Annotated in this window: 18 protein-coding genes; 14 read left to right on the top strand and 4 right to left on the bottom strand. The window is 55.9% G+C overall.

What is annotated here, in order from left to right; all coding sequences use genetic code 11:
- Positions 1-44 precede the first annotated feature (44 nt).
- The 7 genes from lolA to ABLV54_RS05835 all read left to right on the top strand — a co-directional run bounded on the left by lolA (position 45) and on the right by ABLV54_RS05835 (position 8945).
- Positions 45-656 carry an outer membrane lipoprotein chaperone LolA gene (gene lolA / locus ABLV54_RS05865; protein ID WP_004201368.1) on the top strand — a complete coding sequence of 204 codons (612 nt, stop codon included), beginning with the start codon at positions 45-47 and terminating at the stop codon, positions 654-656.
- An 8-nt stretch (positions 657-664) separates the two neighbouring features.
- Positions 665-2008, top strand: a complete 1344-nt coding sequence (rarA, locus tag ABLV54_RS05860) for a replication-associated recombination protein RarA (RefSeq protein WP_050532918.1) — start codon at positions 665-667, stop codon at positions 2006-2008.
- A gap of 91 nt (positions 2009-2099) precedes the next feature.
- Complete coding sequence (serS, locus tag ABLV54_RS05855; RefSeq protein WP_004201371.1) at positions 2100-3392, top strand: serine--tRNA ligase; 1293 nt, start codon at positions 2100-2102, stop codon at positions 3390-3392.
- 198 nt (positions 3393-3590) lie between these two features.
- On the top strand, positions 3591-6029 hold the full coding sequence (dmsA, locus tag ABLV54_RS05850; protein ID WP_044521912.1) for a dimethylsulfoxide reductase subunit A: 2439 nt from the start codon (positions 3591-3593) through the stop codon (positions 6027-6029).
- Positions 6030-6039: 10 nt separating this feature from the next.
- Positions 6040-6657 carry a DMSO/selenate family reductase complex B subunit gene (locus ABLV54_RS05845; protein ID WP_048334592.1) on the top strand — a complete coding sequence of 206 codons (618 nt, stop codon included), beginning with the start codon at positions 6040-6042 and terminating at the stop codon, positions 6655-6657.
- Between the two features lies 1 nt (position 6658).
- Positions 6659-7522, top strand: coding sequence for a dimethyl sulfoxide reductase anchor subunit family protein (locus ABLV54_RS05840; protein ID WP_101881091.1), 864 nt, complete (start codon positions 6659-6661; stop codon positions 7520-7522).
- Positions 7523-7796: 274 nt separating this feature from the next.
- Positions 7797-8945, top strand: a complete 1149-nt coding sequence (locus ABLV54_RS05835) for an MFS transporter (RefSeq protein ID WP_004201378.1) — start codon at positions 7797-7799, stop codon at positions 8943-8945.
- 155 nt (positions 8946-9100) lie between these two features.
- Here ABLV54_RS05835 and pflA read toward each other — a convergent pair whose 3' ends face one another.
- From pflA to ycaO, 4 genes are all read right to left on the bottom strand, one after another.
- Positions 9101-9841 (bottom strand): pyruvate formate lyase 1-activating protein, encoded by a 741-nt coding sequence (gene pflA, locus ABLV54_RS05830; RefSeq protein WP_002898145.1) that lies wholly within the window; start codon positions 9839-9841, stop codon positions 9101-9103.
- A gap of 191 nt (positions 9842-10032) precedes the next feature.
- Positions 10033-12315: a formate C-acetyltransferase gene (gene pflB, locus ABLV54_RS05825; protein WP_023289014.1), complete on the bottom strand. Its 2283-nt coding sequence runs from the start codon at positions 12313-12315 to the stop codon at positions 10033-10035.
- A gap of 51 nt (positions 12316-12366) precedes the next feature.
- Entirely contained in the window at positions 12367-13224 is an 858-nt protein-coding gene (focA, locus tag ABLV54_RS05820; protein ID WP_023289015.1) for a formate transporter FocA, read from the bottom strand.
- Between the two features lie 385 nt (positions 13225-13609).
- Entirely contained in the window at positions 13610-15370 is a 1761-nt protein-coding gene (ycaO, locus tag ABLV54_RS05815) for a 30S ribosomal protein S12 methylthiotransferase accessory factor YcaO (protein ID WP_044521954.1), read from the bottom strand.
- Between the two features lie 115 nt (positions 15371-15485).
- On the opposite strand from ycaO, the gene ABLV54_RS05810 reads away from it, so the two are divergent.
- From ABLV54_RS05810 to ihfB, 7 genes are all read left to right on the top strand, one after another.
- The gene (locus ABLV54_RS05810) at positions 15486-16178 is read left to right on the top strand and encodes a DUF421 domain-containing protein (RefSeq protein WP_023289017.1); all 693 of its coding nucleotides are present in this window, start codon (positions 15486-15488) and stop codon (positions 16176-16178) included.
- A gap of 188 nt (positions 16179-16366) precedes the next feature.
- Complete coding sequence (gene serC, locus ABLV54_RS05805; protein ID WP_023289018.1) at positions 16367-17455, top strand: 3-phosphoserine/phosphohydroxythreonine transaminase; 1089 nt, start codon at positions 16367-16369, stop codon at positions 17453-17455.
- Positions 17456-17528: 73 nt separating this feature from the next.
- Positions 17529-18812 carry a 3-phosphoshikimate 1-carboxyvinyltransferase gene (aroA, locus tag ABLV54_RS05800; protein ID WP_044521915.1) on the top strand — a complete coding sequence of 428 codons (1284 nt, stop codon included), beginning with the start codon at positions 17529-17531 and terminating at the stop codon, positions 18810-18812.
- Between the two features lie 147 nt (positions 18813-18959).
- Entirely contained in the window at positions 18960-19727 is a 768-nt protein-coding gene (locus ABLV54_RS05795; protein WP_049014842.1) for a M48 family metallopeptidase, read from the top strand.
- A gap of 171 nt (positions 19728-19898) precedes the next feature.
- Positions 19899-20582, top strand: a complete 684-nt coding sequence (gene cmk, locus ABLV54_RS05790; RefSeq protein WP_023289021.1) for a (d)CMP kinase — start codon at positions 19899-19901, stop codon at positions 20580-20582.
- 133 nt (positions 20583-20715) lie between these two features.
- Positions 20716-22389 carry a 30S ribosomal protein S1 gene (gene rpsA / locus ABLV54_RS05785; RefSeq protein WP_002898162.1) on the top strand — a complete coding sequence of 558 codons (1674 nt, stop codon included), beginning with the start codon at positions 20716-20718 and terminating at the stop codon, positions 22387-22389.
- Positions 22390-22540: 151 nt separating this feature from the next.
- Positions 22541-22828, top strand: coding sequence for an integration host factor subunit beta (gene ihfB, locus ABLV54_RS05780; RefSeq protein WP_002898165.1), 288 nt, complete (start codon positions 22541-22543; stop codon positions 22826-22828).
- Positions 22829-22888 lie beyond the last annotated feature (60 nt).

The following is a 22888-nucleotide window of genomic DNA, read 5'->3' as shown; positions in this document are numbered from 1 at the left end:
GAAGAGGCTCCCGCGTCGGGAGTGACGCACATTAAGGAAGAACAATGAAAAAACTCGCAATCACCTGTGCATTACTGTCTGGTATGGTCGTCAGCCAGGTCTGGGCAGATGCGGCCAGTGACTTAAAAAGCCGTCTTGATAAAGTGAGCAGCTTCCATGCCAGCTTCACGCAAAAAGTCACCGACGGCAGCGGCAACGCCGTGCAGGACGGACAGGGCGACCTGTGGGTAAAACGCCCGAATCTGTTTAACTGGCATATGACCCAGCCGGATGAGAGCGTCCTCGTTTCGGATGGTAAAACCCTGTGGTTCTATAACCCGTTCGTCGAGCAGGCCACGGCGACCTGGCTGAAAGACGCCACCAGCAACACGCCGTTTATGCTGATTGCCCGCAACCAGTCCAGCGACTGGCAGCAGTACAATATCAAACAAAACGGCGATGATTTTGTGCTGACGCCGAAAAGCGGCAGCGGCAACCTGAAGCAGTTCACGATCAACGTCGGTCGGGACGGCACCATCCATCAGTTCAGCGCCGTCGAGCAGGATGATCAGCGCAGCAGCTATCAGCTGAAATCGCAGCAGAACGGCGCCGTCGACGCATCTAAGTTCACCTTTACGCCGCCGAAAGGGGTGACGGTGGACGATCAACGTAAGTAGAGGCGAAAGTGAGCAATCTGTCGCTCGATTTTTCCGACAACGCGTTTCAACCTCTGGCCGCTCGCATGCGGCCAGAAAATTTAGCGCAGTATATTGGCCAGCAGCACCTGCTGGCGCCGGGCAAACCCCTGCCGCGGGCGATCGAAGCCGGGCACCTGCATTCGATGATCCTCTGGGGGCCACCGGGCACCGGCAAGACTACCCTGGCGGAAGTGATAGCCCGCTATGCCAGCGCCGATGTCGAACGGATCTCGGCGGTGACCTCCGGGGTGAAAGAGATCCGCGAGGCCATTGAGCGCGCGCGGCAGAATCGCAACGCCGGCCGACGAACGATTCTGTTTGTTGACGAAGTGCATCGCTTCAATAAAAGCCAGCAGGATGCCTTTCTGCCGCATATTGAAGATGGCACCATCACCTTTATTGGCGCGACCACCGAAAATCCCTCCTTTGAGCTTAATTCAGCGCTGCTCTCCCGCGCCCGCGTCTACTTACTGAAATCGCTCACCACCGACGATATCGAGCAGGTGCTTGACCAGGCGATGCACGATAAAACCCGCGGCTACGGCGGCCAGGATATCGTTTTGCCGGATGAGACCCGCAGGGCCATCGCCGAACTGGTGAACGGCGATGCGCGGCGGGCGCTGAATACCCTGGAAATGATGGCCGATATGGCCGAGAGCGATGATGCGGGCAAGCGGGTGCTGAAGGCGGAACTGCTGACCGAGATCGCCGGCGAGCGCAGCGCGCGCTTTGATAATAAAGGCGACCGTTTCTACGATTTGATTTCCGCCCTGCATAAGTCAGTGCGCGGGAGCGCGCCGGACGCGGCGCTCTACTGGTACGCGCGGATCATCACCGCCGGGGGCGATCCGCTGTACGTTGCCCGCCGTTGTCTGGCGATTGCCTCGGAAGACGTCGGCAACGCCGACCCGCGGGCGATGCAGGTGGCCATTTCGGCGTGGGACTGCTTTACCCGCGTCGGGCCGGCGGAAGGCGAACGGGCGATTGCCCAGGCCATTGTCTATCTGGCCTGCGCGCCGAAGAGCAATGCGGTCTACACCGCCTTTAAAGCGGCGCTGGCCGACGCGCGAGACCGTCCGGACTATGACGTTCCGGTGCATCTGCGCAATGCCCCGACGAAGCTGATGAAAGAGATGGGCTACGGGCAGGAGTATCGTTACGCTCATGACGAACCTAACGCCTACGCCGCCGGTGAGCAGTACTTCCCGCAGGAAATGGCGCAAACGCGCTATTATCACCCGTCAAACCGGGGGCTTGAGGGCAAAATTGGCGAAAAGCTCGCCTGGCTCGCTGAACAGGATCAAAATAGCCCGATAAAACGCTACCGCTAATTGAGGCGTTGCGGTAAGGTTATTACACTATTTCCGTGGTCGTAGTCTGCGGCCACTATTCTTTTTTTAATTCGATAAGCACAGGATAAGCATGCTCGATCCCAATCTGCTGCGTACCGAGCCAGACGCAGTCGCAGAAAAACTGGCACGCCGGGGCTTTAAGCTGGATGTAGATAAACTTCGCGCGCTTGAAGAGCGTCGTAAAGTTCTGCAGGTGCAAACGGAAAACCTGCAGGCGGAGCGCAACTCCCGATCGAAATCCATTGGCCAGGCGAAAGCGCGCGGGGAAGACATCGAGCCATTACGCCTGGAAGTGAACAAACTCGGCGAACAGCTGGATGCCGCAAAATCCGAGCTGGAAGCGCTGCTGGCTGAAATCCGCGATATCGCGCTGGCTATCCCGAATATTCCTCACGATGACGTGCCGGTTGGCCGTGACGAAAACGACAACGTTGAAGTCAGCCGCTGGGGCACGCCGCGCCAGTTCGATTTCGACGTGCGCGATCACGTGACGCTGGGTGAAATGCACGGGGGGCTGGATTTTGCCGCCGCCGTTAAGCTCACCGGTTCGCGCTTCGTGGTGATGAAAGGCCAGCTGGCCCGTCTGCACCGCGCCCTGGCGCAGTTCATGCTGGATCTGCACACTGAACAGCATGGCTATAGCGAAAACTATGTCCCGTACCTGGTTAACCAGGACACCCTGTATGGCACCGGTCAGCTGCCGAAATTTGCCGGCGACCTGTTCCATACTCGTCCGCTGGAAGAAGAGGCTGACAGCAGCAACTACGCGCTGATCCCGACGGCGGAAGTGCCGCTGACCAACCTGGTGCGTGATGAAATTATCGATGAAGACGATCTGCCGATAAAAATGACCGCCCATACGCCGTGCTTCCGTTCCGAAGCAGGTTCTTATGGTCGCGACACCCGCGGTCTGATCCGTATGCACCAGTTCGATAAAGTTGAAATGGTGCAGATCGTCCGTCCGGAAGACTCGATGGCGGCGCTGGAAGAGATGACCGGCCACGCCGAGAAAGTGCTGCAGCTGCTGGGCCTGCCTTACCGTAAGGTCGCGCTGTGCACCGGCGATATGGGCTTCAGCGCCTGCAAAACCTATGACCTCGAAGTGTGGGTCCCGGCGCAGAACACCTACCGTGAGATCTCTTCCTGCTCCAACGTCTGGGATTTCCAGGCGCGTCGTATGCAGGCTCGCTGCCGCAGCAAGTCCGACAAGAAGACCCGTCTCGTTCATACCCTGAATGGTTCTGGCCTGGCGGTCGGTCGTACCCTGGTGGCGCTGATGGAAAACTATCAGCAGGCTGATGGCCGTATCGAGATCCCGGAAATCCTGCGCCCGTATATGCGCGGCCTCGAATATATCGGTTAATTTTTACCTTCTCCCTTAAAAGCGCCTGCGGGCGCTTTTTTTACATCCTTATTGATACCGGGCAATAATCCCATCCGCGAATGCAGTGATACTCCCTTTGGATTAAACCAGCATAAAAAACCAATAATATTTCAAAGCCTTATATATATCACTATATAGCGCTTGTCAGTTTATTGTGAGCAACCAAAGCGAGTATCCATGAAAATTAAAGCCCCCGATGCTTTACTGGCTGCTGAGGTAAGCCGCCGTGGTCTGATGAAAACCACGGCAATAGGCGGCCTGGCGCTGGCCAGCAACGCACTAACGTTACCCTTTTCCCGTATGGCCCACGCCGCCGACACGCCTGCCCCGGCCAGTGAGAAGGTGGTCTGGAGCGCCTGCACCGTCAACTGCGGTAGCCGCTGCCCGCTGCGCATGCACGTGGTGGATGGCGCGATTCAATACGTCGAAACCGATAATACCGGTGACGATAACTATGACGGCCTGCATCAGGTGCGCGCCTGCCTGCGCGGGCGGTCTATGCGCCGCCGGGTTTATAACCCCGATCGGCTGAAATATCCGATGAAGCGCGTAGGCAAACGCGGTGAGGGTAAATTCGAGCAAATCAGCTGGGAAGAGGCGTTCGATATCATCGCCAGCACGACGCAGCGCCTGATTAAAGACTACGGCAACGAGTCCATCTATCTGAACTACGGCACCGGCACGCTGGGAGGCACGCTGACCCGCTCCTGGCCGCCGGGGAAAACCCTGATTGCCCGTCTGATGAACTGCTGCGGTGGGTATCTCAATCATTACGGCGACTATTCATCCGCGCAGATTGCCGCAGGGTTGAATTACACCTACGGCGGCTGGGCGGATGGCAACAGCCCGTCGGATATTGAAAACAGCCAGTTAGTGGTGCTGTTCGGCAACAACCCCGGCGAAACGCGGATGAGCGGCGGCGGGGTGACCTACTATCTTGAGCAGGCGCGCCAGAAATCCAATGCCCGGATGATCATTATCGATCCGCGCTATACCGACACCGGCGCCGGACGCGAAGATGAATGGATCCCGATTCGCCCCGGTACCGATGCGGCGCTGGTATCGGGTCTGGCGTGGGTGATGATCACCGAGAATCTGGTCGATCAGCCGTTCCTCGATAAATACTGTGTGGGATACGACGAGAAAACTCTGCCTGCCGATGCCCCGGCCAATGGCCACTATAAAGCCTGGATACTTGGCCAGGGCGCCGACGGTATCGCCAAAACGCCGGAGTGGGCCTCGACCATAACCGGTATTCCGCGCGAACGCATTGTTAAACTGGCGCGCGAAATTGCCAGCGCCAAACCGGCCTATATCAGCCAGGGCTGGGGGCCGCAGCGTCACGCCAACGGCGAAATCGCCACCCGGGCTATCGCGATGCTCGCCATTCTGACCGGTAACGTCGGGATCAACGGCGGTAACAGCGGCGCGCGCGAGGGCTCCTACAGCCTGCCGTTTGAGCGCATGCCGACGCTGGAGAATCCGGTTCAGACCAGCATATCGATGTTTATGTGGACCGATGCGATTGAGCGCGGCCCGGAAATGACCGCCCTGCGCGATGGGGTGCGTGGCAAAGATAAGCTCGATGTGCCGATCAAAATGATCTGGAACTATGCGGGCAACTGCCTGATCAACCAGCACTCAGAGATTAACCGCACCCACGAGATCCTGCAGGACGACAAGAAGTGCGAGATGATTGTGGTCATCGACTGCCATATGACCTCGTCAGCGAAATACGCCGATATTCTGCTGCCGGACTGCACCGCCTCTGAGCAGATGGATTTCGCGCTGGATGCTTCCTGCGGCAACATGTCCTACGTCATCTTTGCCGACCAGGCCATCAAGCCGCGTTTCGAATGCAAAACTATCTATGAGATGACCAGCGAGCTGGCGAAGCGCCTCGGCGTCGAGGAAAAATTTACCGAAGGCCGTACCCAGGAAGGCTGGATGCGCTATCTGTATGAGCAGTCGCGCACAGCGATTCCCGACCTGCCGGATTTCGACACCTTCCGTCAGCAGGGCATCTATAAGCAGCGCGATCCGCAAGGGCACCATGTGGCTTATAAAGCCTTCCGCGAGGATCCGCAGGCTAATCCGCTGACCACGCCTTCGGGCAAGATTGAAATCTATTCGCAGGCGCTGGCGAAAATCGCCGCCACCTGGGAGCTGCCGGAAGGCGATGTCATCGATCCGCTACCGATCTACACCCCGGGCTTCGAAAACTACAACGATCCGCTGACGGCGAAATACCCGCTACAGCTGACCGGCTTCCACTATAAATCGCGCGTCCACTCAACCTACGGCAACGTCGATGTACTGAAGGCTGCCTGTCGGCAGGAGATGTGGATTAACCCGATCGATGCCCGCCAGCGCGGTATTGCCAACGGCGATCGCATTCGCATCTTCAACGACCGTGGGGAAGTGCATATCGAAGCGAAGGTGACCCCGCGCATGATGCCGGGCGTGGTCGCGCTGGGGGAAGGGGCCTGGTATAACCCGGACGCCTCGCGCGTGGATCAGGCGGGCAGCATTAACGTGCTGACCACCCAGCGCCCCTCGCCGCTGGCGAAGGGGAACCCGTCGCATACCAACCTCGTCCAGGTTGAGAAGCTGTAAGGAGTAACCGATGACAACTCAGTATGGATTTTTTATTGATTCCGCCCGTTGCACCGGTTGCAAGACCTGCGAACTGGCCTGTAAGGACTACAAAAATCTGACCCCGGAGGTCAGCTTCCGCCGCATTTATGAATATGCCGGCGGCGACTGGCAGGAGGATAACGGCGTCTGGAATCAGAACGTGTTCGCCTATTACCTCTCCATCGCCTGTAACCACTGCGAAGATCCGGCCTGCACCAAGGTCTGTCCGAGCGGAGCGATGCACAAGCGCGAAGACGGTTTTGTGGTGGTCAACGAAGAGGTGTGCATTGGCTGCCGTTACTGCCATATGGCCTGTCCTTACGGCGCGCCGCAATATAATGCCGACAAAGGCCATATGACCAAGTGTGACGGCTGCCACGAGCGCGTTGCCGACGGGAAAAAGCCGATCTGCGTCGAGTCCTGCCCGCTGCGGGCGCTGGATTTCGGGCCGATTGCCGAACTGCGCGCTAAGCACGGCCAGCTGGCGGCGGTGGCGCCGTTGCCTTCGGCGCACTTTACCCGGCCGAGCATCGTGATCAAACCTAACGCCAATGCCCGGCCGTGTGGCGATACCACCGGTTACCTGGCAAACCCGAAGGAGGTGTAAGATGGGAAACGGATGGCATGAATGGCCGCTGATGATCTTTACGGTCTTCGGCCAGTGCGTCGCGGGCGGCTTCATCGTCCTGGCGCTGGCGCTCATGACGGGCAAGCTCTCCCGTGAGCAGGAGCAGCGCGTGGTGGGTAGCATGTTCGGCCTGTGGGTATTGATGGGGATCGGGTTTATCGCCTCGACAATGCACCTCGGTTCGCCGCTGCGGGCCTTTAACTCGCTCAATCGCGTAGGGGCCTCATCGCTGAGTAATGAGATAGCCAGCGGGGCGATCTTCTTCGCCGTCGGCGGGATTGGCTGGCTGCTGGCCGTGTGTAAAAAGTTGCCTGCCGGACTGCGTAGCCTGTGGCTGGTAGCGACCATGGCGCTTGGGGTAATCTTCGTCTGGATGATGGTGCGGGTCTATAACACCATCGACACGGTGCCGACCTGGTATACCGTCTGGACGCCGCTGAGCTTCTTCCTGACGCTGTTTATCGGCGGCCCGCTGCTGGGCTACCTGCTGCTGCGCGTCGCAGGCGTCGACGGTTGGGCGCTGCGCCTGCTGCCGGTGGTCACTTTACTGGCGCTGCTGGTGAGCATCGTGGTGGTCCTGATGCAGGGGAGTGAACTCGCCACTATCCGCAGCTCAATTCAGCAGGCCTCCGCCCTGGTGCCGGATTATGGGCCGCTTATGGCCTGGCGCGTGGTGCTGCTGGCGCTGGCCCTGGCCTGCTGGTGCGTGCCGCAGATCCGCGGCCGCAAGCCGGCGGTCTCGCTGCTCGGCCTGGCGTTTGTTCTGGTGCTGGCGGGAGAGATGATTGGCCGCGGCGTATTCTATGGTCTGCATATGACCGTCGGGATGGCTATCGCCAGTTAATCAGCGTCATCATGCCGGCGCAGGCGTGCCGGCATGATGAAAACGTGCTGTCGATAGATTAAATTTTTCGACTGAAATTAACAGCAAGATTTATTAATAAATTAAGAAAAACAACAGCGTATTATCTGTTGCCTCATCTTTATCCGTTCTGTGGATAAAAAACTTCTATCGTGCCCGGCAAAACCGCGTCAGGCCTGATTTCAGGTGGATTGACAATGTTTTTAGCGGTGGCATGATGCGTTCGCGATCTGAACATTCCTCACGGTTTTTACCCATGACCATCTACACCCGGCCAGTGCAAATGCTGCTCTGTGGCCTGCTTTTACTGACCCTGGCGATAGCGGTGCTGAATACGCTCGTCCCGCTCTGGCTCGCCCATGAAAATATGCCAACCTGGCAGGTCGGCATGGTAGGGTCATCCTATTTTACCGGCAATCTGGCCGGTACGTTGCTTGCCGGCTGGGTGATCAAGCGCCTGGGGTTTAACCGCAGCTATTATCTCGCGTCGTTAATATTCGCCGTCGGCTGCGTAGGGCTGGGGATCACCGTGGGCTTCTGGACGTGGCTGAGCTGGCGTTTTATCGCCGGCGTAGGCTGCGCGATGATTTGGGTGGTGGTGGAAAGCGCGCTGGTCTGCAGCGGCACTTCACGCAGCCGCGGTCGTCTGCTGGCGGCGTACATGATGGTCTATTACGTCGGTACCGTACTGGGCCAGCTGATGGTCAGTAAACTCCCCACCGATTTAATGAGCGTCTTGCCGTGGGTGACGGGTCTGGCGCTGGCGGCGATCCTGCCGCTGCTGTTTACCCGCATCATGGGGCAGGCCGAAGAGCCACATGAAACGGTACGTATCTGGCCGATGCTGAAGCTGCGCCAGGCGCGCCACGGGGTCAATGGCTGCATTATCTCAGGGATTGTCCTCGGCTCGCTGTATGGTCTGATGCCGCTGTGGCTGAACCATCAGGGCGTCAGCGACGCCGGCATTGGCTTCTGGATGGCGGTGATGGTTAGCGCCGGGATCCTCGGCCAGTGGCCGGTAGGGCGCCTGGCAGACCGCTACGGTCGCCTGCTGGTGCTGCGGGTGCAGGTTTTTGTGGTGATTCTGGGATGTCTGGCGATGCTCAGCCAGGCGGCGATGGCGCCGGCGCTGTTTGTGTTGGGCGCTTCGGGCTTTACCCTCTATCCGGTGGCGATGGCCTGGGCCTGTGAAAAAGTGGAGCACCATCAGCTGGTGGCAATGAACCAGGCGCTGTTGATGAGCTATACCATCGGCAGCCTGCTGGGCCCGACGCTGACGGCGATGCTGATGCAGAACTTCTCGGATAACCTGCTGTTTATTATGATCGCCAGCGTGTCGTTTATCTATCTGCTGACCCTGCTGCGTAAAGCCGGGCATCATCCAACGCCGGTGGCGCACGCCTGACCCTGTAGCGCGTAGCGCATGCTGCGCGTCATCCGTTTTAATAGCCTGTGCTTACTGCAGTAGAGCTGTCTTGCATAAGAATGCAACGGGCTGGACGGTAACAGCTTCCCACGCCGTTGCAGGCCGGCATAAGCGCATCACCGGCCCGGGCGGGATTAGTACATTACTTTGTGCCCATATTGCTCAAGGATGCCTTTGACTCGCTCCATGGTCTCTTTCTTCGGCGGATGGACGCCGTCCAGCTTGTACTCTTCGCCCATCGCTACCCATTTGTGTTTGCCCAGCTCATGGTAGGGCAGCAGCTCGATTTTTTCGACATTGCCCATATCGCGGGTAAATTCGCCCAGGCGGTGCGCGGAATCATCATCGTCTGACCAGCCCGGAACCACCACGTAGCGGATCCAGACATTGATATTCTTCTTCGCCAGATACTGGGCGAATTCCAGCGTACGATGGTTAGAGACACCGACCAGGTTCTGGTGAATCTCATCGTTCATCTGCTTGAGATCCAGCATCACCAGGTCTGTTACCTCCAGCAGTTCGTCGATAACGGGATCGTAGCGACGAACAAAGCCATTGGTATCGAGACAGGTATGAATACCTTCCTTCTTACAGGCGCGGAACCAGTCGCGAACAAACTCCGCCTGCAGGATCGCTTCGCCACCCGATGCGGTGACGCCGCCGCCGGAAGCATTCATAAAGTGACGATAGGTCACCACCTCTTTCATTAACTCTTCAACGGTGATTTCTTTGCCGCCGTGGGTATCCCAGGTATCACGGTTGTGGCAGTACAGGCAGCGCATCAGGCAGCCCTGGAAAAAGGTAATAAAGCGGATGCCCGGGCCATCAACGGTGCCACAGGATTCAAAGGAGTGAATGCGACCAATAACTGACATTGCGGTGTTTTCTCCAGATGTGGCCCATCCGGGGCCGTGTTGGTGCACAGCTCAGCGGCTGTGTCGAGTCTGTTTTGACAGATACCCAAAGTATAGATAACTGGCAAAGCAGGCTAGGGCGGGGATTGCTTGTTAAAAAGGCCCCACTGATGTGGGGCCTTTATTGTACGCTTTTTCAGTCAGACAGGGAATTACATGGTCTGAGTGAAGGTACGGGTAATAACGTCCTGCTGCTGTTCTTTAGTCAGGGAGTTAAAACGTACAGCGTAGCCAGATACGCGGATGGTCAGCTGCGGATATTTTTCCGGGTTTTCCATCGCGTCGAGCAGCATTTCGCGGTTCATTACGTTCACGTTCAGGTGCTGACCACCTTCGATGGACGCTTCGTGGTGGAAGTAACCATCCATCAGACCCGCCAGGTTGGTCTTACGAACTTCGTCATCTTTACCCAGCGCGTTCGGTACGATAGAGAAGGTGTAAGAGATACCATCTTTCGCGTAAGCAAACGGCAGTTTCGCTACGGAGGTCAGAGAGGCAACAGCACCTTTCTGGTCACGGCCGTGCATCGGGTTAGCACCTGGTCCGAACGGCGCGCCAGCGCGACGACCGTCTGGGGTGTTACCGGTTTTCTTACCATATACCACGTTAGAGGTGATGGTCAGAACAGACTGAGTCGGGATCGCGTTGCGGTAGGTGTGCAGTTTCTGAATTTTCTTCATGAAACGTTCAACCAGGTCAACGGCCATGTCATCGACGCGAGCATCGTTGTTACCAAACTGCGGGTATTCGCCTTCGATTTCGAAGTCGACAGCCAGACCGTCTTCGTCACGAATCGGTTTAACTTTCGCATATTTGATTGCAGACAGGGAGTCAGCAGCAACGGACAGACCCGCGATACCACACGCCATGGTGCGGATAACGTCACGGTCGTGCAGCGCCATCAGAGAGGCTTCGTAGCTGTACTTGTCGTGCATGTAGTGGATGATGTTCAGCGCAGTGACGTACTGTTTAGCCAGCCAGTCCATGAAGTGATCCATGCGTTCCATCACTTCGTCGAAGTTCAGAACGTCGCCTTTGATCGGTTCAGATTTCGGACCCACCTGCATTTTCAGTTTTTCATCCACGCCGCCGTTGATAGCGTACAGCATGGTTTTTGCGAGGTTGGCGCGAGCACCGAAGAACTGCATTTGCTTACCAACAACCATCGGGCTTACGCAGCATGCGATAGCGTAGTCGTCGTTGTTGAAGTCCGGACGCATCAGGTCATCGTTCTCATACTGCAGAGAAGAGGTATCGATGGACACTTTAGCAGCGAATTTCTTGAAGCTCAGCGGCAGTTTTTCAGACCACAGGATAGTGATGTTCGGCTCCGGAGACGGCCCCATGGTGTACAGGGTGTTCAGGAAGCGGAAGCTGTTTTTGGTCACCAGAGTACGGCCGTCAACGCCCATACCGCCGATGGATTCTGTTGCCCAAATCGGGTCACCGGAGAACAGTTCATCGTATTCCGGGGTACGCAGGAAGCGAACCATACGCAGTTTCATGACCAGGTGGTCAACCATTTCCTGCGCGTCTTGCTCGGTGATTTTGCCCGCCTGCAGGTCACGTTCGATGTAGATATCCAGGAAGCTGGAGGTACGACCGAAGGACATTGCCGCGCCGTTCTGAGATTTAACGGCAGCCAGGTAACCGAAGTAGGTCCACTGGATAGCTTCCTGAGCGGTGGTCGCCGGACCGGAGATGTCGTAGCCATATTTAGCCGCCATCTCTTTGATCTGGCCCAGCGCGCGGTGCTGTTCAGCGATTTCTTCACGCAGACGGATGGTCGCTTCCAGATCTTCGCCGCTTTCCAGTTTCGCTTGCAGAGAGTTGAACTGGGCGAATTTGTCTTTCATCAGGAAGTCGATACCGTACAGCGCAACGCGACGGTAGTCACCGATGATACGACCACGGCCGTAAGCATCCGGCAGACCGGTCAGCACGCCGGATTTACGGCAGCGCAGGATGTCCGGAGTATAGACGTCGAAAACGCCCTGGTTGTGAGTTTTACGGTACTCAGTGAAGATTTTTTTCAGCATCGGGTCCAGCTCGCGATTGTACGCTTTGCAGGAACCTTCAACCATTTTAATACCACCGAACGGGATGATCGCACGTTTCAGCGGCGCTTCGGTCTGCAGACCAACGATTTTTTCCAGACCTTTCTCGATATAGCCTGCGTCGTGAGAGGTGATGGTGGAAGCCAGGGCAGTGTCAAAATCAACAGGCGCGTGAGTGCGGTTTTCCTGTTTTACACCTTCCATTACGCTGTCCCACAGCTTGGTGGTCGCTTCAGTCGCGCCAGCCAGGAAGGATTCGTCGCCTTCATATGGGGTGTAGTTTTTCTGAATAAAGTCACGGACGTTGACTTCATTCTGCCAGTCACCTTTCGCAAAACCTTCCCAGGCTGTGGCTAACTTTTCATTAAGCTCGGACATGTAACACCTACCTTCTTAAGTGGATTTTTTATTTACTGCCTGAAACAACCCTTAGTGATGGTCGTTGCCACGCAGGTAAATGACCCAGTATGTCAACCCGACCAGCAGACCCCCGCCGATAATGTTCCCGATAGTTACCGGAATCAGGTTATCAGTGATGAAGTTCATAACGGTCAAGTGAGAGAAACTTTCCGGAGTCGAACCGATTGCGGTCCAGAATTCCGGGCTTGCAAAGTTGCGGATTACGATACCCATCGGGATCATAAACATGTTGGCGATGCTGTGCTCAAAGCCGCTGGCAACGAACATCGCTACCGGCAGGACCATGATCATCGCTTTATCCATCAGGCTACGACCGGAATAGCTCATCCATACGGCGAGACAAACCATCAGGTTAGCGAGGATACCCAGGCTCACGGCCTCCACAAAAGTATGGTGCATTTTGTGGTCAGCGGTCTGCAGGACATTGAGCCCCCAACCGCCGTTGGCAGTCATATATTCGCCTGATAACCACATCAGCAGCACAAACAGCAGTGCGCCCACCAGGTTACCAAAATAGACGTTGAGCCAGTTTTTTGCCAGTTGCCCCCAGGTAATTCGACCGCTGGCTTTTGCCACCACGATCAATACCGTAGAGGTAAAGAGGTCAGCGCCGCAGATAATGCACAGAATCAGACCCAGGGAAAAACAGACCCCACCGATAAGCTTGGCAATCCCATAAGGCATCGCGGCAGTGCCGGTGGTCGCGGTGATATAGAATACGAAAGCGATGGAGATGAAAACGCCAGCGGTGATCGCCAGATAAAAGGTCTTCATCGGATGCTTCGTTGCTTTATAGACACCTGCTTCTTCGGCGACTTTCGCCATCGCGGCAGGGAGCAAAAGATCAAAAGGGTTGTCAGCTTTCACACTAACTCTCTCTTTATATAAGTTGGCGGTGAGATACTAACAAAGCATTATAGAAGGGAAATTGATATAGATCATATCTCACCGGAACTATATGCCTTTTTAGTGTGTGGTTTTTGTGTTTTTAGTGGTTAACTGATTGAATATTATGAAGAAAATAAATTTTAAAATTTATAAGTTATGTTGAATTTTTTCGTTTTCACGCCATTTTTTGAGTTAATTAATATGGAGTATTTTATTTAAAATTAACGAATGGTAAATCTTATAAGCGCATTATTTACTATTAATTAACTTTGCAACTACAAACTATAGTGGCCGCCTCGTCAGGTGAAATCAACGGAGCCGCATTGGGCTCCGTTGCTGGTCACCACGATGGCGCGCTTAGGGCTTATTTTGCCCAGAACGCCGCCTTCGCTCGCTGCAGTTTTTCATAAGCCTTCAGCAGCGACTGATGGGCCGGGAAGGCCTGCAGATCGCTGTCGACAGCCTGAAGGCCATAGAACGGCGCTTCCCCGCTCAGCGCCGCGCTGGCGGCTTCGACCGCTTCGGCGCCGTACATACGGATAAAGGCGTTCAGGTATTGCAACGGCTGACGCTCCTCTTCCTGGCTCAGCAGCAGCAGGGTCTGCAGGCAGCGATAGTAGTTAGCGCGTTCCGCGCTGAAGACCGAAGCGTTGAACTCCATGGTCCACTCGGTCCAGATCAGCGCCTGCTCCAGATCGCCGCCGGCCAGGGCCAGCATGGCTTTCAGCTCGCCGACGCGCAGGGTATACCAGCCGTTGTCTTTGCCGGTGGCGAGGCCCAGCAGTTCGCGAACGCGGGTGAAATCATCCAGGCCTTCATCGTCCATCTGCTCGATCAGCGCCAGGTAATCTTCTTTTTCCCACTCGCTGCCCGGCAGGGACAGAATGGTGTCGCGCAGATGAGCGCCCATGCTGTTGTTCGCCAGCCACAGATCTTCCGCCGGGTAAATATCCGACATCCCCGGGACGATGATACGGCAGGCGTAAACGCCCAGGTGCTCGTAGTCGGCGATATACACTTCTTTATCTTCGGCCTTGAAGATGGCCATCAGGGTGGCGAACTCTTCTTCTGTGGTGCCGGAGAAGCTCCAGTCAACGAACGGATAGTCGGCATCCTGCTTGAACATATCCCAGGAAATCAGGCCGCTGGAGTCGATAAAGTGGGTTTCGAGGTTAGCATGCTCGGCGACTTCTTCGTCGTCGAAGGTCGGCGGCGTGAAGACGTCGAGATCTTTCAGGCTGCGGCCCTGCAGCAGTTCGGTGACCGTACGCTCCAGCGCCACGCCGAAGTCCGGATGGGCGCCGAAAGAGGCGAAGCAGGTGCCGTTTGCCGGGTTAAACAGCACGACGCAGATAACCGGATACTTGCCGCCCAGCGAGCCATCATAGGCAAAGATCGGGAAACCTTCGGCTTCCAGTTTGGCGATCGACTCCACAACGCCCGGATAGCGCGCCATGACCTCCGCCGGGATCTCCGGCAGGCTGATGCTTTCGGCGATGATGCGGTTTTTGATATGGCGCTCAAAGACTTCGGACAGGCCCTGCACGCGAGCTTCATTACGGGTGTTGCCGGCGGACATGCCGTTGGAGACATACAGGTTGCCGACGATATTCATAGGAATATAGACCGTTTCGCCGTCGGACTGGCGGGTAAAGGGCAGGCCGCACACGCCGCGCTCATCGTTACCGGATTGCAGATCCACCAGCATGCTGGCCGTCAGCTGATCGTCCGGATCGTAGAACGCGAGCAGGCGGGCATCCAGCAGACCTTCCGGGACGTCGTCGTTTTCGGTCAGCGGGAACCACTTTTCGTTCGGGTAGTGAACGAACGGGCCGTTAGCGATAGTGTCGCCTAACCAGAAGTCAGCGAAAAAATAGTTGGTGGACAGGCGCTCGAAATATTCGCCCAGCGCGGAGGCGAGGGCTGCCTTTTTGGTGGCGCCTTTACCATTGGTAAAGCACAGCGCGCATTCCTTATCGCGAATGTGAACGGACCACACGTGCGGCACCGGGTTCAGCCACGAGGCCTCTTCGATATCAAATCCGAGGTCGAGCAATTTTTGCTGGAAGCGAGCGATGGAATCTTCCAGGGCGGCATCTTTGCCGGGAATAAACGTTTGGGTCATGGCGATCACTTTTGTCGTACGGAAAGCGCGCAATGATACGGCTTTTATCTGACAGGTGCTATCTCCATCATCTGGCTATGCTTAGAGACATCTTTTAATGCTCAGGGAGATGATAATGAAAGCCTTTGACTGGCAGAGGATGGCGCTCGATAAAGTGCCGGTGGAATTTCTCGGTGAGGTGGCGTTGCGCAGCCTCTACACCTTCGTTCTGGTCTTTATTTTCCTCAAAATTACCGGACGGCGCGGCGTGCGGCAGATGTCGCTGTTTGAGGTGCTGATTATTCTGACCCTCGGCTCGGCGGCGGGGGACGTGGCGTTTTATGACGATGTCCCGCTGTTGCCGGTGCTGGTGGTCTTCGTCACGCTGGCGCTGCTTTATCGCGGCATCATGTGGCTGATGGGGCATAGTGAAAAGCTGGAGGATCTGCTGGAGGGCAAGCCTATCGTGGTGGTGGAGGAGGGGCAACTGGCATGGGAGAAACTGCATGCGGAAAATATGACCGAATTCGAATTTTTTATGGAGCTACGGGTCAACAGCGTCGAGCAGCTCGGCCAGGTGCGGCTGGCGATCCTTGAAACCAATGGCCAGATCAGCGTGTTTTATTATCCCGATGACGAGGTGAGGGCCGGGTTGTCGATTCTCCCGACGCACTGCACCACGCGCTATACCACTATTCCTCAGGAGGGGATCTACGCCTGCGTACGCTGCAGCATCGTGATGGCGATGCAGGCGGGAGAAAAGCGAATATGTTCCCGCTGCGCAAATGCAGAATGGTCGAAGGCCAGCCGGGCGAAACGGCTCACCTGACAGCAAATATGTCGGTTTTATTACGTCAAGCCGATAGATTCTGTTGTGTGACGGCTGCCGCGTTTTGCCGTCGGCGAGTTTTAGCCATTGCGGACCGTGTCACTGAATGATAAAACCGATAGCCACAGGAATAACTTATGCCCGCGGCGGTTCGCGGGCAAAACAACATAGCAACGTGGTGAGGGGAAATGGCTCAGGTCTATAACTTCAGTTCGGGCCCGGCAATGCTGCCGGCGGAAGTACTCAAACTGGCTCAGCAGGAACTGTGCGACTGGCACGGTCTGGGTACGTCGGTCATGGAAATCAGTCACCGTGGTAAGGAGTTCATCCAGGTGGCAGAAGAGGCAGAACAGGACTTCCGTTCTCTGCTGAATATCCCTTCCAACTATAAAGTGTTGTTCTGTCATGGCGGCGGTCGCGGCCAGTTCGCCGGGATCCCGCTGAACATCCTCGGCGATAAAAACGTCGCTGACTATGTGGACGCTGGCTACTGGGCCGCCAGCGCGGTCAAAGAGGCGAAGAAATACTGCACGCCTAACGTCATCGACGCGAAAATCACCGTCGACGGCAAGCGCGCGGTCAAGCCAATGAGCGAGTGGCAGCTGACGCCGGGCGCGGCGTATCTGCATTACTGCCCGAACGAAACCATTGACGGTATCGCGATTGACGATACGCCGAACTTCGGCGACGACGTCATCGTGACCGCCGATTTCTCCTCCACCATTCTGTCCCGCGAAATTGACGTCAACCGCTTCGGCGTGATCTACGCCGGCGCGCAGAAGAATATCGGCCCGGCAGGGTTGACGCTGGTCATCGTGCGTGAAGATCTGCTGGGTAAAGCCAGCGTGGCCTGCCCGTCAATCCTCGACTACACCGTGTTAAGCGAGAATGACTCGATGTTTAACACGCCGCCGACGTTCGCCTGGTATCTGGCCGGTCTGGTGTTTAAGTGGCTGAAACAGCAGGGCGGCGTTGCCGCGATGGACAAGATCAACCAGCAGAAAGCCGAACTGCTGTATGGCGTGATCGATAACAGCGGCTTCTATCGTAACGATGTGGCGCAAGCCAACCGCTCCCGTATGAACGTGCCGTTCCAGCTGGCGGACAGCGCGCTGGATAAACTGTTCCTTGAAGAGTCGTTTGCCGCCGGGCTGCACGCGCTTAAGGGCCACCGGGTGGTGGGCGGCATGCGTGCCTCCATCTACAACGCGATGCCGCTGGACGGCGTGAAGGCGTTAACCGACTTTATGCTGGACTTCGAACGCCGCCACGGTTAATCGCCCGTTCCTTTCTTCCTCCCCGCGGCCTGTCTGCGGGGTTTTTATTCTGTTTGTTTGAGAGTGAAGTTTGATGGATTCCCTGACGTTACAACCCATCGCACGCGTAGAGGGCACCGTGAACCTGCCAGGTTCGAAAAGCGTCTCCAACCGCGCGCTGCTGCTGGCCGCCCTGGCTCGCGGCACGACGGTGCTGACCAACCTGCTGGACAGCGACGATGTGCGCCATATGCTGAATGCCCTGAGTGCGCTGGGGGTTCAATACACCCTGTCTGCTGACCGTACCCGCTGTGAAGTGACCGGCAACGGCGGCCCGCTGCATGCCGCAGCGGCGCTGGAGCTGTTCCTCGGCAACGCCGGTACCGCGATGCGCCCGCTGGCGGCAGCCCTGTGCCTTGGCAGCAACGATATCGTGCTGACCGGCGAGCCGCGAATGAAAGAGCGCCCGATCGGCCATCTGGTGGATGCCCTGCGTCAGGGCGGCGCTCAGATCGACTATCTGGAGCAGGAAAATTATCCGCCGCTGCGCCTGCGCGGGGGATTCCAGGGGGGCAACGTTGAAGTTGACGGCAGCGTCTCCAGCCAGTTCCTGACCGCGCTGCTGATGACTGCGCCGCTGGCGCCGCAGGATACCGTGATCGCCATTAAGGGCGATCTGGTGTCAAAACCCTATATCGACATTACGCTGCACCTGATGAAAACCTTCGGGGTTGAGGTGGACAACCAGTCTTATCAGCGCTTTGTGGTGCGCGGCAAGCAACAGTATCAGTCGCCGGGGGATTACCTGGTGGAAGGGGATGCTTCATCGGCCTCGTATTTCCTTGCCGCTGGCGCCATTAAGGGCGGCACGGTGAAAGTCACCGGTATCGGCCGCGGCAGCGTACAGGGCGATATTCGTTTCGCCGACGTACTGGAAAAAATGGGCGCCACCGTCACCTGGGGCGACGATTTCATCGCCTGTACCCGGGGCGAGCTCAAGGCTATCGATATGGATATGAACCATATCCCGGACGCCGCGATGACCATCGCCACCGCCGCGCTGTTCGCGCAAGGGACCACCACGCTGCGCAATATCTACAACTGGCGGGTCAAGGAGACGGACCGTCTGTTCGCCATGGCGACCGAGTTGCGTAAAGTGGGCGCCGAGGTGGAAGAGGGTGAAGATTATATTCGCATCACCCCGCCGGCGACGCTGAAGTATGCTGAAATCGGCACCTATAACGACCACCGGATGGCGATGTGCTTCTCGCTGGTGGCGCTGTCTGATACGCCGGTGACCATCCTTGATCCGAAGTGTACGGCGAAAACCTTCCCCGACTATTTTGAGCAACTGGCGCGGATCAGTACGCCGGCCTGAATGACGCGAATTTAAGGTAACAACGCCGACCCTCAGGTCGGCGTTTTTTTATCTCTGCTTGTCGGACAGGAAACTAAATGCTAGCCTTGCTTGCTTGTAAATATAGGATTTATAAGCATTTATTATGCTAATCAATGGATGATTGATATGAGAAATACAAAAGTAATGCTGGCTTTGGCCGTTTCCGCCACGTTGTTGGCAGGTTGTAAAAATATGCAGGGGATGGACACCAACGCCCTCGTCAATTCAGGAATGACGGCTTACAAAGCGGCGACGCTTTCTGACTCTGAAGTCAAAACGCTTTCCGACGATGCCTGTAAGCAAATGGATAGTGAAAATAAACTGGCTAGTGCATCAAGTAAGTACACCAAACGTCTGAACAAAATTGCCAAAGCGTTAGGAAATAATATCAACGGCACGCCGGTAACCTATAAGGTTTACATGACATCCGACGTCAACGCCTGGGCAATGGCCAACGGCTGCGTCCGCGTCTATAGCGGCCTGATGGACATGATGACCGATAATGAAGTTGAAGCGGTTCTGGGCCATGAGCTGGGTCACGTAGCGCTCGGACACTCGCGCAAAGCGATGCAAACCGCGTATGCGACTATTGCCGCACGCGATGCAATTTCAGCGACCAGCGAAGCGGCTGCAAACTTGTCTAAATCTCAGTTGGGCGATATCGCTGAGGGAATGATCAACTCTGCGTTCTCCCGCTCGCAGGAGTCGGATGCTGATGATTTCTCTTACGATCTGCTGAAAAAACGCAACATCAGCACTCAGGGGCTGGTGGGCAGCTTCGAAAAACTGGCCAGCCTTGACGCCGGCCACAGTAAATCTCTGTTCGATTCACACCCGCCTTCAGCTGAACGCGCGCAGCATATCCGCGACCGTATCGCTGCAGATAAAAAGTAAAACTGCCTCATCTTCCGGGCTGATGCTCTATCAGCCCGCTATAATTGCTCAATTCTTCCGCATGAGATTTCCAGTTATCTGTAATTTAAAAGCAAGACTCACTTTCCGCCGAAGAGATGCGTATAATGCGCGGCGTTTAGATATTTATGCGCCTTGCTGAAGGAGAAAAAGATGACGGCAACAGTTCCGGTAATCACCATTGATGGGCCTGGCGGTGCGGGTAAAGGTACGTTGTGCAAGGCAATGGCGGAAGCGCTGGGCTGGCATCTGTTAGATTCAGGCGCGATCTACCGCGTTCTGGCGCTGGCGGCGCTGCATCATCATGTTGACGTGGAGTCCGAAGAGGCGCTGGTGCCCCTGGCTGCCCATCTTGATGTGCGCTTTATTTCTACTGACGGCAACCTGGAAGTGGTGCTGGAAGGGGAAGATGTCAGCGGCGAAATTCGCACCCAGGAGGTCGCGAACGCCGCCTCGAAAGTGGCGGCTTTCCCTCGCGTTCGCGAAGCGCTGCTGCGCCGCCAGCGCGCCTTTCGTGAGCTGCCGGGGCTGATTGCCGACGGGCGCGATATGGGCACGGTGGTTTTCCCGGACGCGCCGGTGAAAATTTTCCTCGATGCCTCGGCCGATGAACGGGCGCATCGCCGCATGCGGCAGTTGCAGGAAAAGGGCTTTGATGTTAACTTTGAACGTCTTTTGTCCGAGATAAAAGAGCGTGACGATCGCGATAGAAATCGCGCCGTGGCGCCGCTTGTCCCGGCTGCCGATGCATTAGTTCTCGATTCAACCGAACTAAACATTGAGCAAGTGATTGAAAAAGCGCTACAATATGCGCGCGAAAAATTGGCCGTTGCGTAAGCCTTAACCGGTCACGCGCCGAAGCCTCCGAATTATAGCAGTACCCCGCGGCAATGGATGGTCAGCGGGTATGTGAAACAACCCCATCCGGCACGGAGCCAGGTGGACGTTAATATTAACCTGAAGATTAAACATGACTGAATCTTTTGCTCAACTGTTTGAAGAATCCTTAAAAGAAATCGAAACCCGCCCGGGTTCCATCGTTCGTGGTGTTGTTGTTGCTATCGACAAAGACGTAGTACTGGTTGACGCCGGTCTGAAATCTGAGTCCGCCATCCCGGCTGAGCAGTTCAAAAACGCCCAGGGCGAGCTGGAAATCCAGGTTGGTGACGAAGTTGACGTTGCTCTGGATGCAGTAGAAGACGGCTTCGGTGAAACTCTGCTGTCCCGTGAGAAAGCTAAACGTCACGAAGCTTGGATCACGCTGGAAAAAGCTTACGAAGACGCTGAAACTGTTACCGGTGTTATCAACGGCAAAGTTAAAGGTGGCTTCACTGTTGAGCTGAACGGTATTCGTGCGTTCCTGCCGGGTTCCCTGGTAGACGTTCGTCCGGTGCGCGACACGCTGCACCTGGAAGGCAAAGAGCTTGAGTTCAAAGTCATCAAGCTGGACCAGAAGCGTAACAACGTTGTTGTTTCTCGTCGTGCCGTTATCGAATCCGAAAACAGCGCAGAGCGCGATCAGCTGCTGGAAAACCTGCAGGAAGGCATGGAAGTCAAAGGTATCGTTAAGAACCTCACTGACTACGGTGCATTCGTTGATCTGGGCGGCGTTGACGGCCTGCTGCACATCACCGATATGGCCTGGAAACGCGTTAAGCATCCGAGCGAAATCGTAAACGTTGGCGACGAAATCACTGTTAAAGTGCTGAAGTTCGACCGCGAGCGTACCCGTGTATCCCTGGGCCTGAAACAGCTGGGCGAAGATCCGTGGGTAGCTATCGCTAAACGTTATCCGGAAGGTACCAAACTGACCGGTCGCGTGACCAACCTGACCGACTACGGCTGCTTCGTTGAAATCGAAGAAGGCGTTGAAGGCCTGGTTCACGTTTCCGAAATGGATTGGACCAACAAAAACATCCACCCGTCCAAAGTTGTTAACGTTGGCGACGTAGTGGAAGTAATGGTTCTGGATATCGACGAAGAACGTCGTCGTATCTCCCTGGGTCTGAAGCAGTGCAAATCTAACCCATGGCAGCAGTTCGCGGAAACCCACAACAAGGGCGACCGTGTTGAAGGTAAAATCAAGTCTATCACTGACTTCGGTATCTTCATCGGCCTGGACGGCGGCATCGACGGCCTGGTTCACCTGTCTGACATCTCCTGGAACGTTGCAGGCGAAGAAGCAGTTCGTGAATACAAAAAAGGCGACGAAATCGCAGCAGTTGTTCTGCAGGTTGACGCAGAGCGTGAGCGTATCTCCCTGGGCGTTAAACAACTGGCGGAAGATCCGTTCAACAACTACGTTGCTCTGAACAAGAAAGGCGCTATCGTTGTTGGTAAAGTGACTGCAGTTGACGCTAAAGGCGCAACCGTAGAACTGGCTGACGGCGTAGAAGGTTACCTGCGTGCTTCTGAAGCATCCCGTGACCGCGTTGAAGACGCAACTCTGGTTCTGAGCGTTGGCGACGAAGTTGAAGCGAAATTCACTGGCGTGGATCGTAAGAACCGCGTAGTGAGCCTGTCTGTACGTGCGAAAGACGAAGCGGAAGAAAAAGACGCTATCGCTACCGTGAACAAGCAGGAAGACGCGAACTTCTCCAACAACGCCATGGCTGAAGCGTTCAAAGCAGCGAAAGGCGAGTAATCTTTGTCATTCAGGTAATAACAACCTGAATAGTGACGAGTTTACTTGACAGATTGCAGGATTCGTCCTGTAATCAAGCACAAAGGGCGGCTACGGCCGCCCTTGTTTAAGCTGTTAGCTAATTTTTGCCTTGAAGGAAACCGGAGGAATAATGACCAAGTCAGAATTGATTGAAAGACTTGCCAGCCAGCAATCTCACATTCCGGCGAAAGCGGTGGAAGATGCTGTTAAAGAAATGCTGGAACATATGGCCTCAACGCTTGCTCAAGGTGAGCGCATTGAAATCCGCGGTTTCGGCAGCTTCTCTCTGCACTATCGAGCACCTCGCACCGGACGTAACCCGAAAACTGGTGATAAAGTCGAACTGGAAGGTAAGTACGTTCCGCACTTTAAGCCCGGGAAAGAATTACGTGACCGCGCCAATATTTATGAAGGGTGAGTTGCACGACGTGCAACCTGCCTGACGATAAAAGCACCTTTGGGTGCTTTTTTTGTACCC

The organism is Klebsiella sp. JB_Kp042 (assembly GCF_040065275.1).
In the GTDB taxonomy this organism is placed as follows: domain Bacteria; phylum Pseudomonadota; class Gammaproteobacteria; order Enterobacterales; family Enterobacteriaceae; genus Klebsiella; species Klebsiella quasipneumoniae.
Note: the sequence above shows the minus strand (reverse complement) of the source record. Positions and strands in the feature narration are given on the sequence as shown.